The organism is Massilia sp., assembly GCF_032106685.1.
Classification (GTDB): Bacteria; Pseudomonadota; Gammaproteobacteria; order Burkholderiales; family Burkholderiaceae_D; genus Telluria.
Window position 1 is genome coordinate 12,100 of the sequence record NZ_DAMCPG010000004.1, and the last position, 15,081, is coordinate 27,180.

Here is a 15,081-nt window from a genome sequence, read left to right on the forward strand (position 1 = left end):
CGCGGGATGCGCGCCTGGCTGAAGTCGGCAGCCAGCCGAGTGTTGCAAAACGGTGCGAAAGTGTCAACGCATTCCGGGTGAGCGTAGGGTGGGCGGATTTCCGCCCACGCGGCGATCGTTACCGGCCCCGTGATCGCGCCGGATGATCTTGCGGCCAACGATCGCCGCGTGGGCGGGGGACCCGCCCACCCTACGTGGCATGACGCACGCGCGACATATGCGCGGCAATAAAAAAGGGCGGCTCGCGCCGCCCTTCCCGTCATGCCGGACGCCCGGCGTCAGAACTCTTCCCAGCCGTCGCCGGCAGTCGCCACCGCCTTGGCCGGGGCCGCGGCGGGCTTGGCAGGCGCCTTCGCCGGCGCCGGGCGCGCCGCCGGCTTGGCCAGCTGCGCCACCGTCGTCACCTTCGGCGCGGGCACGCTCGCGCGCGGCGCGGCCTCGGCGATGCGGAAGGCGCCGACGGTGCGCGCCAGCGTCGCCGCCTCCTGCTGCAGCGACTGCGCCGCCGCCGAGGCTTCTTCGACCAGGGCCGCGTTCTGCTGGGTGGTCTGGTCCATCTGGACGATGGCCGAGTTGACCTGCTCGATGCCGGCGGTCTGTTCCTGGCTGGCGGCGGTGATCTCGGCCATGATGTCGGTCACGCGGCTCACGCTCTGCACGATCTCGGTCATGGTCGCGCCGGCCTGGTCGACCAGGGCCGTGCCGTGGTGCACCTTGTCGACCGAGTCGTCGATCAGGATCTTGATTTCCTTGGCCGCGGCGGCGCTGCGCTGGGCCAGGCTGCGCACTTCGCCGGCCACGACCGCGAAGCCGCGGCCCTGCTCGCCGGCGCGCGCCGCTTCGACGGCCGCGTTCAGGGCCAGGATGTTGGTCTGGAAGGCGATGCCATCGATCACCGAGATGATCTCGACGATCTTGCTGGCCGAGGCGTTGATCGCGCCCATGGTCTCGACCACCTGGGACACCACCACGCCGCCCTTGCCCGCCACTTCCGAGGCCGAGCCGGCCAGCACGTTGGCCTGGCGCGCGTTGTCGGCGTTCTGCTTGACGGTCGAGGTCAGTTCTTCCATCGAGGACGCGGTCTCCTCGAGCGCGCCGGCCTGCTGCTCGGTGCGCGAGGACAGGTCGAGGTTGCCGTCGGCGATCTCGTTCGAGGCGGTGGCGATGTTGTCGGTGCCGGCGCGGACCCGGGTCACGATCTCGACCAGCGAATCGTTCATGTCCTTCAGCGCGGCCATCAGGCGGCCGGTCTCGTCGTTCGAACGCACCTCGATGGTCTGGGTCAGGTCGCCCTGGGCCACGCCGCCGGCGATCTTCACGGCCGCCTGCAGCGGCAGGACGATGGCGCGCACCAGCAGCCAACCGAGCACGGTCGCCACGACGACGCCGAACACCAGACCGGCGACGCAGACCGCCAGCACCAGCCGGTAGATGCGCTGGGACTCGTCGTAGTCGGCCTTCGCGGTCTGTTGCTGCATGTCCACCAGTTCGCTGATGGTCTTGTTCATCGGCTCGAACAGGCGCGGCATGAGGCCGTTGACGATCGCGGCGGCACCGGCGGCGTCCTGCGCGCGGATCGCGGCGACCGCGGGTTGCAGGCCCTGCTCCAGGAACGCCTTGCGCTCGCCGGAAAGACGCTCGGCCAGCGCCTTTTCCTCGGCGCCCATCTCGGTGGCCTCGTAATGCGCCCAGCGCTCCCCGATGCGCTTGGTGTTCGCTTCCACGCGGTCCATCGCCGCGCCCGCGTTCGTGGCGTCCGGCAGAATGGCCCTGGCCAGGTTGAGCTGGTTCAGCGTGACCAGGCGGCCGATTTCGTCGAGATCGGCCAGCGCCATCAGGCGGTCGTTATACATCTGTTCGAGCGCGCCATTGGCCTTGTTCAGGTTGAGGATGCCGATGGCGAAACCGACGATCAGCTCGAAGACGAGAAAGGCGAGCACGGCAATCAGGCGCGTCTTGATGGTGAGGTTCTTGAACATGGTGGGGCCCGTACGGGGCGAAACAGGTTGGTCGGCGGCGGGTAGGAACCTGCCAGGCTCCCGCGATTATAGAAAGAAGTGAATCCGTACGGAAACTTTATGACCAATACCCTACTGCTTTCATGGGTTTCTCGTCGCCCCAGCACAACAGACCTTGCCACTTCGTCACGACCCAGCCCCGTCCGCTGCCCTGCGACGAGACCGGTTTGGCTATAGAATGCTGCGACGCAATTTCCACACATTTCTGCTTTTACAGCCGCTCATCCGGCTGCTCGACAACAAGAGGCAAGCATGACCCTTCCCATCCTCCTGAACCTGGCCGTCGCCCTGGCGGTCTGCGCCCTGCTCTACCGCATGCAGGCCAGCCACCAGTCCTTCACGCGCCGCGTGTTCACCGGCCTCGGCCTGGGCGTGCTGCTCGGCGCCGCCCTGCAGGCGGTCTACGGCGCCGCTTCGCCCGAGGTGAGCGGCACCAATGCCTGGCTGGATGTGGTCGGCAGCGGTTACGTGAAGCTGCTGCAAATGATCGTGATTCCCCTGATCATGGTCTCGATCGTCGGCGCCATCCTCAAGTTGCGCGACGCCGCCTCGCTCGGCAAGATCAGCGCGCTCACCATCGGCATCCTGATCGCCACCACCGCGGTGGCGGCCGTGATCGGCATCGCGATGGCCAAGCTGTTCGGCTTGACGGCGGTCGGCCTGACCGCCTCGGCGGCGGAAGTGGCGCGCGGCGAATACCTGCAGGGTTCGCTCTCGACGGCAAAGGAAATTTCCCTGCCCTCGATGATCCTGTCCTTCATTCCGGCCAATCCCTTCCTCGACATGACGGGCGCGCGCAGTACCTCGACCATCGCGGTGGTGCTGTTCTCGGTGTTCATCGGCATCGCCGCGACCGGCATCGCCGCCAAGAAGCCGGCCGAGTTCGCCTCGTTCAGCCATTTCGTGCACGTCGCCCACACCATCGTGATGCGCATGGTGACCCTGGTGCTGCGCCTGACGCCGTTCGGCGTGTTCGCCCTGATGACGAAAGTCGTGGCCGGCTCCAGCCTGCAGGATATCCTGAACCTGCTGAACTTCGTGCTGGCCTCCTACAGCGCCCTGTTCCTGATGTTCGGCGTGCACCTGCTGCTGGTCGCCCTGGCCGGCTACAACCCGCTGCGCTTCGTGAAGAAGATCATGCCGGTGCTGGTGTTTGCCTTTACCTCCAGGACCAGCGCCGGTTCGATCCCGATGAACGTGGCGACCCAGACGCGCCGCCTCGGCACGCCCGAGGGCATCGCCAACTTCTCCGCCTCGTTCGGCGCCACCATCGGCCAGAACGGCTGCGCCGGCATCTACCCGGCGATGCTGGCGGTGATGATCGCGCCCACGGTCGGCATCGATCCGTGGAGCATGGCCTTCCTGCTGCCGCTGCTTGCCATCGTCGTGTTCGGCTCGATCGGCGTGGCCGGGGTCGGCGGCGGGGCCACCTTCGCGGCCCTGATCGTGCTGTCCGCGCTCGACCTGCCGGTGGCGCTGGCGGGCCTGCTGATCTCGATCGAACCGCTGATCGACATGGGCCGCACCGCGCTCAACGTGAGCGGCTCCATCACGGCCGGCACCCTCACCTCGCGCATCCTCGGGGCCAGCAACATGGCGGTCTTCAATAGCGACGCGGAGACCAACCTGGACGGCGAGGAGCAGGCCGCCTGAGCGGGTTTCCAGGCGCGTTTGCGCGCCGTTTGCAAGCGCGTTTGTTAGCAAAAAGTATCGTGCGCTGACCCGCTGACGAATCCGTCTAAGATGACGCCATGTCAATAATCATGGCGGACAACGAATGGAACAGAAGTGGCCACAGGAAATCTGGCTGGTCAGGCACGGGCAAAGCGCAGGCAACGTCGCGCGTGACGCGGCCGAGGCCGCGGCCGGGCACCTGATCGACATCGCCGAGCGCGACGTCGACGTGCCCCTGTCCGAGCTCGGCATCCGCCAGTCCCAGGCCCTGGCCTCCTGGTTCGCCGCCCTGGCGCCCGGCCAGCGTCCGAGCGTGGTGCTGCACTCGCCCTACGTACGCGCCGCCGAGACCGCGAACATCCTGATGCGCCGCCTCGAACGCGAGTCGCTGCTGGCCGTGCACGCCGACGAGCGCCTGCGCGAAAAGGAGTTCGGCATCCTCGACCGCCTCACCACGCACGGCATCGCCCACAAGTATCCCGAGCTCTACTCCCAGCGCCAGCACGTCGGCAAGTTCTATTTCCGCCCGCCCGGCGGCGAAAGCTGGTGCGACGTCATCCTGCGCCTGCGCAGCGTGCTCGACACCATTACCCGCGAATACTGCGGCGAACGGGTGCTCATCGTCGCCCACCAGGTGATCGTCAACTGCTTCCGCTACCTGATCGAGCGCCTCGACGAGGCCAGCATCCTGGCTTTCGACCGCGCCGGCGACGTGCCGAACTGCTCGGTCACCTCCTACGCCTTCGACCCGGACGCCGGCAAGCGCGGCAAGCTGGTGGTGCGCCTCGTCAACTTCGTCGCGCCGCTCGAAGCGAGCGGCACGCCGGTCACGGTGGGCAAGGACGTGCCGTCGGCGCCCAAGGCCTGAAGCCGCTACCGCCCCCGACCATGAACGCCATCCACAATGCACCCGCCATGCACGACGTGACCACCGACCTGCTGCGCGCCTGGCCGCTGCCGATGCCGGGCGAAGACAGCGACAAGGAAGCGCGCGGCCACGTGCTGGTGCTGGGCGGCTCGCGCGAGATGCCGGGCGCCGTCATCCTGGCCGCCACCGCCGCGCTGCGCGCCGGCGCCGGCAAGCTGACCGTCGCCACCGGGGCCAGCGTGGCCCAGCTGGTGGCGCTGGCGATGCCCGAGGCGCGTGTGATCGGCCTGGCCGAAACCGAGGCCGGCGGCTTCCAGCGCGAGGCGATCGACCGTCTCGATCCGCTGGCCGACCGCGTCAGCGCGGTGCTGATCGGCCCGGGCATGCAGGACGAGGCCGCCGCCGCCGAGCTGGTGCACGGCCTGCTCGAGCGCCTGCAGGGCAGCGACACGGCCGTCGTGCTCGACGCCTGCGCCATGGGCACGCTGCTGCACGCGCCGCCGGGCTGGGATCCGGACAAGTGCTACCGCTTCGAGCAGCCCGTCATCGTCACGCCGCACTGCGGCGAGATGGCGCACCTGACCGGCATCGCCAAGCCCGAGATCGTGTCGGGGCCGGACGCGCGGGCGCTGGCCTCGGCCGCCGAATGGAACGCGGTCGTGGCGCTCAAGGGCGCGCGTACCGTCATCGCCTCGCCCAAGGGCGAACTGTGGCAGCACGAGGGCGGCAACGCCGGCCTCGGCGTCTCGGGCTCGGGCGACACGCTGGCCGGCATCATCACCGGCCTGGCGGCGCGCGGCGCCACGCTGGAACAGGCGGCCTGCTGGGGCGTCGCGCTGCACGCGCGCGCCGGCGAACGCCTGGCCGGACGCATGGGCGTCCTGGGTTACCTGGCGCGGGAGATCCCGAACGAAATCCCCGCCCTGCTTGAATCTGTCGCCGGCACGCAGGCCGGCGGGTAAGGACCATCCGGCTTACGCCGGGGGAAAACGGTAGGACGGGAATCCGTTTGACCGGCATTAAACTCCGCTAGCGGTATCGCGGAATAAAGCAAGATGTGCACAATGCGACGAACTGGCGGTAGCAATGCCAGTCTAATTTTCTACAGTCGAATTCGTGCACCGAACGGGGCCGCGTGTTGCGTCGGTTCCCTGACTGTTTCGCCAATGGGCCCAGCGAGGTTCCATGGCGGGACTGAACTGGCGCCGTTACCCCTCCAGCGCCTCACCTGGAGACGACGGCACAAGATAGACGTGAACGAGGAGTATAAACAATGAGCGCAATGACCAAAGCACCAAAAATCCTGCTGACCGCAGCCCTCCTGGCCACCATGCTGGGCGCATGCAAGAAGAACGAACCCGCCAGCACCACGGGCGACACCTCGGCGACCTCGCCGAGCTCGACGTCGGGCACCAGCGGCACCACCGGCACCATGGGTGACACCGGCACCGGCGCGACCGGCACCGGCACCACCGGCGACACCACGGGCACCGGCGCCACCGGCACCGGCACGGGCGCCACCGGCACCACCGGCGATACCACCGGCACGGGCGCCACCGGCACGGGCGCTACCGGCACCACCGGCGACACCACCGGCACTGGCGCTACCGGCACCACCGGCACCAGCGGCACCTCGGGCACCACTGGCACCACCGGCGCCAGCGGCACGACCGGCAGCACCGATTCGTCGGGCACCGGCACCGGCACCTCGGGCAGCACCACCGGCCGCTAACCCGGCCTCGCTCCACCGATCCGCAGGGCCCGTTTTCGCGGGCTCTGCCGTTTCCTGACACCATGCCGCCGGCATTCTTGCTGGCGCGCTGTGTCACAGCGTGCGCTGTGCTTCCGCGGCGCCGTTTCTTCCACACACCCCCGCCGCGCGTATTCCTTCGCGTTCCTCTTCGCGTATTCTTTCGCGTTCCTCTGCGCGTATTCCTTTGCGTTCCTCTGCGCGTTTCTCGTCGCGCTTCCCGTCGCGCTTCCTGTCGCGCTTCCCGTCGCGTTTCCCGTCGCGTTTCCGTCGCTTCTTACTTCGCTTTCTTCGCCGCCTGCGCCCACGCTCTTCACCGCGCTTACGTCCGCGCGTCCGTCCGTGTTTTCGCAACGCCCGCCGCTCCGTGGATCGCCAGGTCGGCACTCCACAATGCCTGCCGTCGACTTCCCGCAAACAGTTGTCACCGAACGTGGGGCCGCGCACGGACCAATGCGTCGATACCAATCCAGAATGGCAACAAGCGCGGCACTGCTGCGACTCCCCACCCCCCATATTGAACAAGGAGTAACACCATGAACCGCACATCGACGCTACCGAAGATCGTCCTGGCCACCGCCGTCGTCGCTGCCCTGCTGGGCGGCTGCCGCAAGGACGATGCCGCCACCGAAGCCGCCGGCACCACGCCGACGGTCGAGGGCGCCAGCACCAGCAGCAGCGCCGGCATGAGCGGCGGCGCCGGCACCACGGCCACCGGCACTGTCGGCGCCACCCAGGACGGCGGCATGAACACGACCACGGGCGACACCACGAACGCCGGCATGCAAGGCGCCACCGGCGTGAGCGGCACCACCGGTACCGGCGACACCACGGGCACGGGCGGCAGCGCCGGCATGGCGGGCAGCACCGGCACCACCGCGACCGGCAACACCGGCACCGGTGCGGCGACCGGAACCGAGAGCGGCACCGGCACCGGGACCGGCGCCAACACGCGCGACACCGGCGCCGGCACCACGACCACCGGCCACTAAAAAATAGAAAGGGCCGGGCCTGGCCCGGCCGGCTTCCCCCGCCAGTCAACGACAAGGAAACATCATGAAAACGACACGCACTTTCCCCACCATCGTATTGAGTACCGTCCTGCTCGCCGCCGTGCTCGGCGGCTGCCGCAAGGAAGACTCCGGCCAGGGCGGCGCCGGTGACGGCGCCGAGATCACCAGCCGCACCGAAGGCGCCGGCCAGGGCAGCGCCGAGGGCACGGTCGGCGGCACCGGCAACCAGGGCAACGCCGGCACCGGCGCCGTCGAGTACAACAACAACATCACGCCGCGCACCGTCGGCGAGCACGAGCGCGGCGACCGCGAGAACGTGCAGGGCGCCATCGGCGGCGCCAGCGGTTTCAGCGGCGGCGAGGCGGTCGGCCCGAACGGCGCCACCACCGGTGGCGCCAACCCGGGCGGCGCGCCGATGGCGCCGGCGCCGCAGGAAGGCACCAAGGGCAGCGGCACCACCGGCGACACCACGGGCACCGGCCCGGCCTCGACGCGCAAGGGCGAAGGCGACGCCGAGCGGACGCGCTGACCGGCGCATAGTCCCCTACGCGTTTGCATATGTCGGAGGCGTAGGGTGGGTTCTCGAACCCACCCTACGACAACGCACTTGCAAAAAAAGAGCCCGCATCGCGCGGGCTCCTTGTTTTTCGGCCTCGACGGGCCGGGTCACGCTTCAAACGCCTTCGGTGACCTTGGCTGGCGGCACCTTCGTCAGCGGCACGGTCTTGCCGGCGCCCGCACCCGGACCGCGGCCGCGGCCCGTGAAGTAGAAGACGATGCGCATGATGATGCGGAACACGAAACGCACCAGCACTAGGGTCAGGATCGCTTCCACGAAGGTGACCAGGAAGGCCGGCAGCACCGTCCAGCGCTCGGCGCGGCGGTGGAACTTGGCCGCCATGCGCTCGCGCGAGATCTCGATGCTGTCGTAGAAGGTCGGCACCACGAGCAGGGTCAGCAGCGTCGAGGTGATCGTGCCGCCGATGATCGCCACCGCCAGCGGCTGGTAGAACTTGCCGTCGGGGCCGAGGGCCAGCGCCACCGGCAGCATGCCGGCGATCAGCGCGAAGGTGGTCATCAGGATCGGGCGCAGGCGCACGCGGCCGGCCTTCATCAGCGCTTCCTCGCGGTCATAGCCTTCATGCTCGAGGGTGCGCGCCGCTTCCAGCAGCAGGATCGCATTCTTCGCCACCAGGCCCATCAGCATGATGATGCCGATAAAGCTCATCAGGTTCAGGGTGCCGCCGGTGACCAGCAGCGCCACCACCACGCCGAACAGGGACAGCGGCAGCGACATCATGACGCCGATCGGCGCGGTGAAGGAGCCGAACTGCATCACCAGGATCAGGTACATCAGGCCAATGCCGCCGAACAGGGCGATGGTCATCTCGCGGAACAGCTCGGCCTGGTCCTTGCCGGCGCCGCCCAGCGCCAGGCCATAGCCCGGCGGGAAGTCGAAGCTTTTCGCCAGTTTCATGGCGTCGGCCGTCACCTCGCCGTTCGAGCGGCCCTGGGCGTTGGCCGAGACCGTGATCACGCGCTTGCCGTTCTTGTGCATGATTTCCGACGGTCCCTTGCCCATGCTGATGCGGGCGATCTGTTCCAGCGGCACCATGGTGTTGGTGCCGGCGATCGCGATCGGCAGGCGCTCGATGTTCTCGATGTTGACGCGGTCCTCGGGGTGCAGGCGCACCGCGACGTCGCGCGTCTCGCCGGTCGGGTCGACCCAGTCGCCGACCTCGATGCCGGCGAAGGCCACGCGCAGGGCGGTGGCGGCATCGCTGACCGAGACGCCCATCGAATTGGCCAGGCCGCGGTCGAGCTCGATCTGCAGCTCGTCCTTCGGGTCCTGCTGCGACAGCGTCACGTCGACCGCGCCCGGCACCTGGCGCAGCTTTTCCATGTAGGCCGTGGTCAGCTCCATCAGCTTGCGCGAATCGGCGCCGGTGAACTCGATCTGCACCGGCTTGCCGCCGCCCGAGAGGTCGTCGATCACCGTGTACTCGGCGCCGACCAGGCGGCCGACCTTCTGGCGCAAATCGGCGCCGATCTCGGCGGCGCTGCGGCTGCGCGTGTTGCGCTTGCCGATCTCGACGTAGATCGAACCGCCGCTCGGACGCGCGATGATGTCGGTCGCCTGGGTCTCCGGCAACGTATGGGCCAGTTGCGCCGCCTGTTCCATCTTGACGCGCGCGAACTGCAGGCTCGAGGAGGCCGGGGTGCGCACCTCGACCATGATCTTGTTGCCGTCGCCTTTGGGCAGGAAGCTGGTGCCGCCCAGGAACCACTGCATCGCGACCGCCGCCACGAAACTCAGCACCGCGATCACGCCCATCCAGCGGCGGTGATGCAGGGCCCAGGCAATCACGTTGCCGTAGCGGCCAGCCAGGCGGTCGAACCAGGCATTGAAGCGGCCCAGCACTTTCGACAGTCCCTTCTTCGGCTCCAGGTGGTGGCCCGGCGGGTCGCCCCAGTAGGCCGACAGCATCGGGTCGAGCGTGAAGGAAATGAACAGCGAGACCAGCACCGAGCAGGTCACGGTCAGCGCGAATGGGCGGAACCATTCGCCGGCCGTGCCGGGCATGAAGGCCACCGGGATGAACACGGCCATGATCGAGAAGGTGGTGGCGGCCACCGCCATGCCGATCTCGGCGGTGCCGACCAGGGCCGCGGTGCGGCGGTCCTTGCCCGCTTCCATGTGGCGCACGATGTTTTCGCGGACCACGATGGCGTCGTCGATCAGCACGCCGATCGCCAGCGACAGCCCGAGCAGGGTCATGAAGTTCAGGGTGAAGCCGCACAGCCAGACCGCGATGAAGGCGGCCAGCACCGAGGTCGGCAGCGACAGCGCGGTGATCAGGGTCGAGCGCCAGGAATTGAGGAAGGCATAGACCACGAACACGGTCAGCACGGCGCCGAAGACCAGCGACTCGATCACGTTGTTCAGGCTGCTCTGGGCTTCCTCGCCGCCGTCGCGGGTAATGGACAGACTCGTGCCTTTCGGCAGTTCCTTATTGATGTCCTCGACCAGCTTGCGCACGCCCTTGGCGATCGACACGGTCGAAGCGTCGCGGGTGCGCACGATCGAGATGCCGACGTTCGGGCTGCCGCTGTGGATCGAGGCGCTGTCGACGTCGGCGAAGCCGTCGGCGATCTCGGCCACCTGGTTCAGGCGCACGATGGTGTCGCCGTTGCGCTTGACCACGATCTGCGAGAAGTCTTCCGGGCGCTCGATGCGGCCGATCAGGCGGATGCCCTTCTCGTCGAGCACGCCGCGCACCTTGCCGACCGGCGCATTCGTGTTCTGGTTGCGCAGCGCGTTCGTCACTTCCGTGACCGAGACGTTGTACTCGCGCAGCTTCTCGGCGCGCAGCAGCACCGACAGCTCGCGCCGCAGCGAACCGTTGACGTTGACGATGGACACGCCTTCGATGGCGCGGAAGCGGTCGGCCAGCACGTCCTCGGCCAGGCGCGAGATCGTCGCGTGGCTCTGGCTGCTCGACGACAGGGCCAGCTGCATCACCGGCTGGGCCGACGGGTCGATCCGGCGCAGGATGGGCTCGCGCATCTCGAGCGGCAGCTTGTAGCGCACCGCCGAAATGGCGTTGCGCACGTCGTCCGAGGCTTCGATCAGGTTGCGCTTGAAGTCGAACTCGAGCCGCAGCGTGGCGCTGCCTTCGTTGGCGAACGAGGTCACCTCGGTCACGCCCTGCACGCTCTGCATCTGCTTTTCCAGGCGGTCGATGATCTCGCGCTCGACCGTCTCGGGAGACGCCCCCGGATACGGGACGTTCACCACGATCATCGGGATCTCGACGTCGGGCATCTGGTTGACGCGCAGTTTCGACAGGGCCAGCAGGCCGAGGCACATCATCGTCAGGATCAGCACGATCGTCGCGATCGGCTTCTTGACACTGAAATTGGACAGGAACATGGCTTATTTCCCTTTGGCCTGCTGCGGATTGGTCGCGCTGGCCACGCGCGCGGTCGCCATCTCGACCTTTTGCCCATCCTTCAGGTTCGAGCTCGGGCTGCGCAGCACGGTGTCGCCGGCGGCCAGGCCGGTCTTCACCTCGAAATTGCCGGTGCGCTGGTCGCGCATGCCGACCTGCAGGCTGACCTTCGACAGGGTGGCGTCCTTGACGCGCCAGGTGTAGGTCTCGTCGCCGTTACGCACGATCGCGCTTTCCGGCAGCATCAGCGCGTCCGAGGTCTCGGCATCGATGCGGCCTTCCGCGTACAGACCCGCGACGCGGGGTTGTTCGCCGGTCAACCCCACCAGCACCTCGACCTGGCGCGTGATGCCGTTGGCGGAAGGATCGATGCGCTTGACGGTGCCGGCGAACTGCTGGTTGCCGTAGCCGTTGATGTGGAACTTGACCGGCTGGCCGACCTTGACCAGGCTGATCTTGTCGGTCGAGACGCGGCCCTCGAAGCGCATGCTGTTCGGATCGATGACCTTCACCAGCTCCTTGCCGACCGTCGCGGTGTCGCCGGCGGACACCTTGCGGTCGCTGACGATGCCGTCGAAAGGCGCGCGCACGGCCGTGCGCGCCAGCTGCTGGCGCGCCAGGGCGGCGCGGCTCTTCGCGGCCGACACTTCGCTCTGGGCGCTGTTGCGGCGCACTTCGGCCTCGTCGAAGGCCGCGGCCGAGGTCATGCCCGAGGCGCGCAGGGTCTTCAGGCGCTCGAGCTGGCGGTTGGCCTGGTCGAGCGCCTGGCTGGCCGCGCGCACCGCTTCGTCGGCCGACAGCAGCGAATCTCGGATCGCGGTCTCGTCGAGCTTGACCAGCAAATCGCCGCGCTTGACCGGCTCGCCGTTTTCCTTCAACACCTGCAGCACCACGGCCGAGACTTCCGCGCGCAGGTCGGCGCGGCGTTCCGGCTGGATCGAACCGGTGATCACCGGGCCGGATGCCAGCGCATCGCTGCGCACCGTCAGCAAGTCCTCGGGCGCCACCAGCAACTGGCTGGGCTTGCCGTCGTTCTGCCTGGCCTGGGCGGTGGCGTTCGAACCCGGCTTGGCCGGATCCTTGGCCTCCTTGCTGCAGGCGGCCAGGGCCGACGCGATGGCAAGGACGAGTAGAGTGTTGCGCAGCATGTTGAGTCTCTCCAATGGACGCTGATATGTATGTATTTTTCTAAAGCGGGATTTCGCCAGCGGGCAGTATCCGGGAGGCGGACCCACCAGTCAATTGACGATCCTGCGCACTGTGGTTTTCGATGGATGAACTGCGATCTGGCGCGATGAACTGCATCTCAGGCGGACGAAACGCGGCGCATCGCGCGGACAGGCGGACAGATGGCGGACAGGTCGCCGCCATGCGCTACCTTTCTAACGTGAGGGAATTTACCCTTAAACCACGAACAGGTGATAGACCAGGAAGCCCATGCCGATACCGGTGACGATGCCGCCGCAGATCTCGACCAGGGTGTGACCCATGCGTTCGCGCAAGATAGCGTGGCCCTTGACGTCCACCGCCAGGCGGTTGATGGCGGCGGCCTGGCGGCCGACGTGCTGGCGCAGGCTGTTGGCGTCGATCATCACGATGAAGGCCAGGGTGACGGCCACGCCGAAGGCCGGGTGCCCCATCCCCTCGCGCAGCGCGATCAGGGTCGCCATGCTGGTCACGACCGAGCTGTGGTTGCTCGGGAAGCCGCCGTTGCCGACCAGGTTGAAGGCCCAGCGCCCCTGGCGCGCGCTGTTGATCAGGAATTTGATCGGACCGACGACGAGCCAGGTCAAGAATGGCGTGATGAGGTAAGTGAAGTCCATGATTTTCCAAAAAATAAATGCCGGGCGGAATTATGGCAGAAGCCAGGGCCACGGGCGACCTGCGCTGCGCCGTCTCCCGCTTGGAAACAGGTAAGATGCCGCTAAACTGTGGCATTTCAACCAATAATCAATCACTCATCACCAGGAAGCTGGACAGGCACCGCGGCGCTTGTCCAGCTTCCACAAAGAATAGGAGTCACCATGCGTCACTTCCGGCTGTCGTTCGCGGTCACTGTCGTGCTCATGGCCCTGGCGGGCTGGTGGGGTTACGAGCATGGCGGGGTCCCGGGCATGTTGTCGGCGCTGTGGATCACCGCGGTGCTGGGCGTGCTCGAGGTGTCGCTGTCCTTCGACAACGCGGTCGTGAATGCCTCGGTGCTGCGGCACTGGAACGAATTCTGGCGCAAGCTGTTCCTGACCGTCGGCATCCTGGTCGCGGTGTTCGGCATGCGCCTGCTGTTCCCGCTGGTGATCGTCTCGGTCGCCACCGGCCTGGGGCTGGTCGACGTGTGGAACATGGCGATTGAGACGCCAAAGGAATACTCGCGCCACCTGACCGAGCACCACGCCGAGGTCTCGGCCTTCGGCGGCGCCTTCCTGATGCTGGTCTTCCTGAACTTCCTGTTCGACGAGGAAAAGGAATTGCACTGGCTCGGCTGGATCGAGGAAAAGATCGGCAAGTACGGGACCGAGGGCCTGGCGGTGCTGCTCACCCTGCTCGCCGTCTTCTTCGCCATGAGCCTGATGCCGCCGGCGCGCAAGCTGGCCGTCCTGATTTCCGGCGTGGTCGGGGTGCTGGTCTACATCGGCGTGAACTGGATCAGCGGCCTGCTCGAGGAAGAAGAAGCGGACCCGACGGTCGGCAAGATGATTTCCCAGGGCAGCATCGGCGGCTTCCTCTACCTGGAAGTGCTGGACGCCTCCTTCAGTTTCGACGGCGTGATCGGCGCGTTTGCGATTACCAACGACGTGGTCATCATCATGCTGGGCCTGGCGATCGGCGCGATGTTCGTGCGCTCGATGACGGTGTTCTTGGTCTACAAGGGCACGCTGCAGGAATTCGTCTTCCTCGAGCATGGCGCGCACTACGCGATCGGCATCCTGGCATTGATCATGTTCGCCAGCGTGCACTTCCACATTCCGGAGTGGTTCACCGGCCTGTCGGGGCTGGCCTTCATCCTGGTGTCGCTGTGGTCCTCGGTGCGCTACCGCAAGCGCATGCAGCTGGAAGAGGAGCGCGCCAGCGTCGGCGTGAGCTGAGCACGGGCGCTCTGATCTGTTGTTTTGATAATCCGCGCGGCCATGGCAGAATGGGCGCCGCGCGGCTACCGCGCGCCTTTGTCCCTTCAACATCGACTATCAAGCACACCATGCCGACTGCCCTGCCCCGCCGCGTCCTTCCCATCCTGCTGACCGTGATCGCCGCCCTGGTCGTGGTGGTCGGTTTATACACCTGGTTCACGCTCAGCTGGTCGTATTCCGAGGGTACCCGCGCCGGCTACCTGCAGAAGTTCTCGAAGAAGGGTTGGCTGTGCAAGACCTGGGAAGGCGAGATCCTGCTCTCGAGCATGCCCGGCGCGATTCCCGAGCGCTTCGCCTTCACCGTGCGCGAAGAGAACCTGGTGCAGAAGCTGCAGTCGACCATGGGCCAGCGCGTCGAGATCAGCTACGAACAGCACCGCGGCGTGCCGACCTCCTGCTTCGGCGAGACCGAGTATTTCGTGACCTCGGTGAACACGGGTCCGGCAAATCCGGTCGCGCCGAGCGATGCGCCGGCCACGGCGCAGTAATACGTTCTACATATCACCGAATTCGGATTGAGACGCGGCGCATATCGGCGCAATGAAGCCGGCCGTAGGGTGGGTACTTGTACCCACCGGGGCAACGGTTGAAATAACGAGGCCGATGATCTCGCAGCGATGCGATGATCATCGGCCTTTTTCGTTTGCACGCGTTTCGACGTGCATCCGGTAGAACCGCGT

12 protein-coding genes are annotated in these 15,081 nt (G+C 67.0%); 8 read left to right on the forward strand and 4 right to left on the reverse strand.

The genetic code is table 11. The features are described from left to right. Nucleotides 1-278 precede the first annotated feature (278 nt). Nucleotides 279-1,979 carry a methyl-accepting chemotaxis protein gene (locus RT688_RS03915; RefSeq protein WP_313703540.1) on the reverse strand — a complete coding sequence of 567 codons (1,701 nt, stop codon included), beginning with the start codon at nt 1,977-1,979 and terminating at the stop codon, nt 279-281. Between the two features lie 291 nt (nt 1,980-2,270). Between RT688_RS03915 and RT688_RS03920 the strand changes: the two genes are divergently transcribed. The 6 genes from RT688_RS03920 (at nt 2,271) to RT688_RS03945 (ending at nt 7,852) form a co-directional block, all read left to right on the forward strand. Then, the gene (locus RT688_RS03920; protein ID WP_313703541.1) at nt 2,271-3,671 is read left to right on the forward strand and encodes a cation:dicarboxylate symporter family transporter; all 1,401 of its coding nucleotides are present in this window, start codon (nt 2,271-2,273) and stop codon (nt 3,669-3,671) included. A 124-nt stretch (nt 3,672-3,795) separates the two neighbouring features. Beyond that, nucleotides 3,796-4,560, forward strand: coding sequence for a histidine phosphatase family protein (locus tag RT688_RS03925; protein ID WP_313703542.1), 765 nt, complete (start codon nt 3,796-3,798; stop codon nt 4,558-4,560). A 20-nt stretch (nt 4,561-4,580) separates the two neighbouring features. Next, nucleotides 4,581-5,522 carry an NAD(P)H-hydrate dehydratase gene (locus tag RT688_RS03930; protein ID WP_313703543.1) on the forward strand — a complete coding sequence of 314 codons (942 nt, stop codon included), beginning with the start codon at nt 4,581-4,583 and terminating at the stop codon, nt 5,520-5,522. Nucleotides 5,523-5,833: 311 nt separating this feature from the next. Beyond that, complete coding sequence (locus tag RT688_RS03935; RefSeq protein ID WP_313703544.1) at nt 5,834-6,292, forward strand: hypothetical protein; 459 nt, start codon at nt 5,834-5,836, stop codon at nt 6,290-6,292. Nucleotides 6,293-6,846: 554 nt separating this feature from the next. Next, nucleotides 6,847-7,302, forward strand: coding sequence for a hypothetical protein (locus RT688_RS03940; protein WP_313703545.1), 456 nt, complete (start codon nt 6,847-6,849; stop codon nt 7,300-7,302). Nucleotides 7,303-7,366: 64 nt separating this feature from the next. Then, the gene (locus RT688_RS03945; protein ID WP_313703546.1) at nt 7,367-7,852 is read left to right on the forward strand and encodes a hypothetical protein; all 486 of its coding nucleotides are present in this window, start codon (nt 7,367-7,369) and stop codon (nt 7,850-7,852) included. 144 nt (nt 7,853-7,996) lie between these two features. Here RT688_RS03945 and RT688_RS03950 read toward each other — a convergent pair whose 3' ends face one another. From RT688_RS03950 to RT688_RS03960, 3 genes are all read right to left on the reverse strand, one after another. Then, nucleotides 7,997-11,257: an efflux RND transporter permease subunit gene (locus RT688_RS03950; RefSeq protein WP_313703547.1), complete on the reverse strand. Its 3,261-nt coding sequence runs from the start codon at nt 11,255-11,257 to the stop codon at nt 7,997-7,999. Between the two features lie 3 nt (nt 11,258-11,260). After that, complete coding sequence (locus RT688_RS03955) at nt 11,261-12,424, reverse strand: efflux RND transporter periplasmic adaptor subunit (protein WP_313703548.1); 1,164 nt, start codon at nt 12,422-12,424, stop codon at nt 11,261-11,263. Between the two features lie 255 nt (nt 12,425-12,679). Continuing rightward, nucleotides 12,680-13,099: a divergent PAP2 family protein gene (locus RT688_RS03960; RefSeq protein ID WP_313703549.1), complete on the reverse strand. Its 420-nt coding sequence runs from the start codon at nt 13,097-13,099 to the stop codon at nt 12,680-12,682. A 201-nt stretch (nt 13,100-13,300) separates the two neighbouring features. Here RT688_RS03960 and RT688_RS03965 point away from each other — a divergent pair, with 201 nt between their 5' ends. Both RT688_RS03965 and RT688_RS03970 read left to right on the forward strand, forming a co-directional pair. After that, on the forward strand, nt 13,301-14,359 hold the full coding sequence (locus tag RT688_RS03965; RefSeq protein WP_313703550.1) for a DUF475 domain-containing protein: 1,059 nt from the start codon (nt 13,301-13,303) through the stop codon (nt 14,357-14,359). 110 nt (nt 14,360-14,469) lie between these two features. After that, entirely contained in the window at nt 14,470-14,889 is a 420-nt protein-coding gene (locus tag RT688_RS03970) for a hypothetical protein (RefSeq protein WP_313703551.1), read from the forward strand. Nucleotides 14,890-15,081: the final 192 nt, after the last annotated feature.

Excerpts from the sequence above, each read along its gene's own strand:
- RT688_RS03915 (WP_313703540.1), bottom strand. The coding sequence starts at position 1,979 with ATGTTCAAGAACCTCACCATCAAGACGCGCCTGATTGCCGTGCTCGCC.
- RT688_RS03920 (WP_313703541.1), top strand. The coding sequence starts at position 2,271 with ATGACCCTTCCCATCCTCCTGAACCTGGCCGTCGCCCTGGCGGTCTGC.
- RT688_RS03925 (WP_313703542.1), top strand. The coding sequence starts at position 3,796 with ATGGAACAGAAGTGGCCACAGGAAATCTGGCTGGTCAGGCACGGGCAA.
- RT688_RS03930 (WP_313703543.1), top strand. The coding sequence starts at position 4,581 with ATGAACGCCATCCACAATGCACCCGCCATGCACGACGTGACCACCGAC.
- RT688_RS03935 (WP_313703544.1), top strand. The coding sequence starts at position 5,834 with ATGAGCGCAATGACCAAAGCACCAAAAATCCTGCTGACCGCAGCCCTC.
- RT688_RS03940 (WP_313703545.1), top strand. The coding sequence starts at position 6,847 with ATGAACCGCACATCGACGCTACCGAAGATCGTCCTGGCCACCGCCGTC.
- RT688_RS03945 (WP_313703546.1), top strand. The coding sequence starts at position 7,367 with ATGAAAACGACACGCACTTTCCCCACCATCGTATTGAGTACCGTCCTG.
- RT688_RS03950 (WP_313703547.1), bottom strand. The coding sequence starts at position 11,257 with ATGTTCCTGTCCAATTTCAGTGTCAAGAAGCCGATCGCGACGATCGTG.
- RT688_RS03955 (WP_313703548.1), bottom strand. The coding sequence starts at position 12,424 with ATGCTGCGCAACACTCTACTCGTCCTTGCCATCGCGTCGGCCCTGGCC.
- RT688_RS03960 (WP_313703549.1), bottom strand. The coding sequence starts at position 13,099 with ATGGACTTCACTTACCTCATCACGCCATTCTTGACCTGGCTCGTCGTC.
- RT688_RS03965 (WP_313703550.1), top strand. The coding sequence starts at position 13,301 with ATGCGTCACTTCCGGCTGTCGTTCGCGGTCACTGTCGTGCTCATGGCC.
- RT688_RS03970 (WP_313703551.1), top strand. The coding sequence starts at position 14,470 with ATGCCGACTGCCCTGCCCCGCCGCGTCCTTCCCATCCTGCTGACCGTG.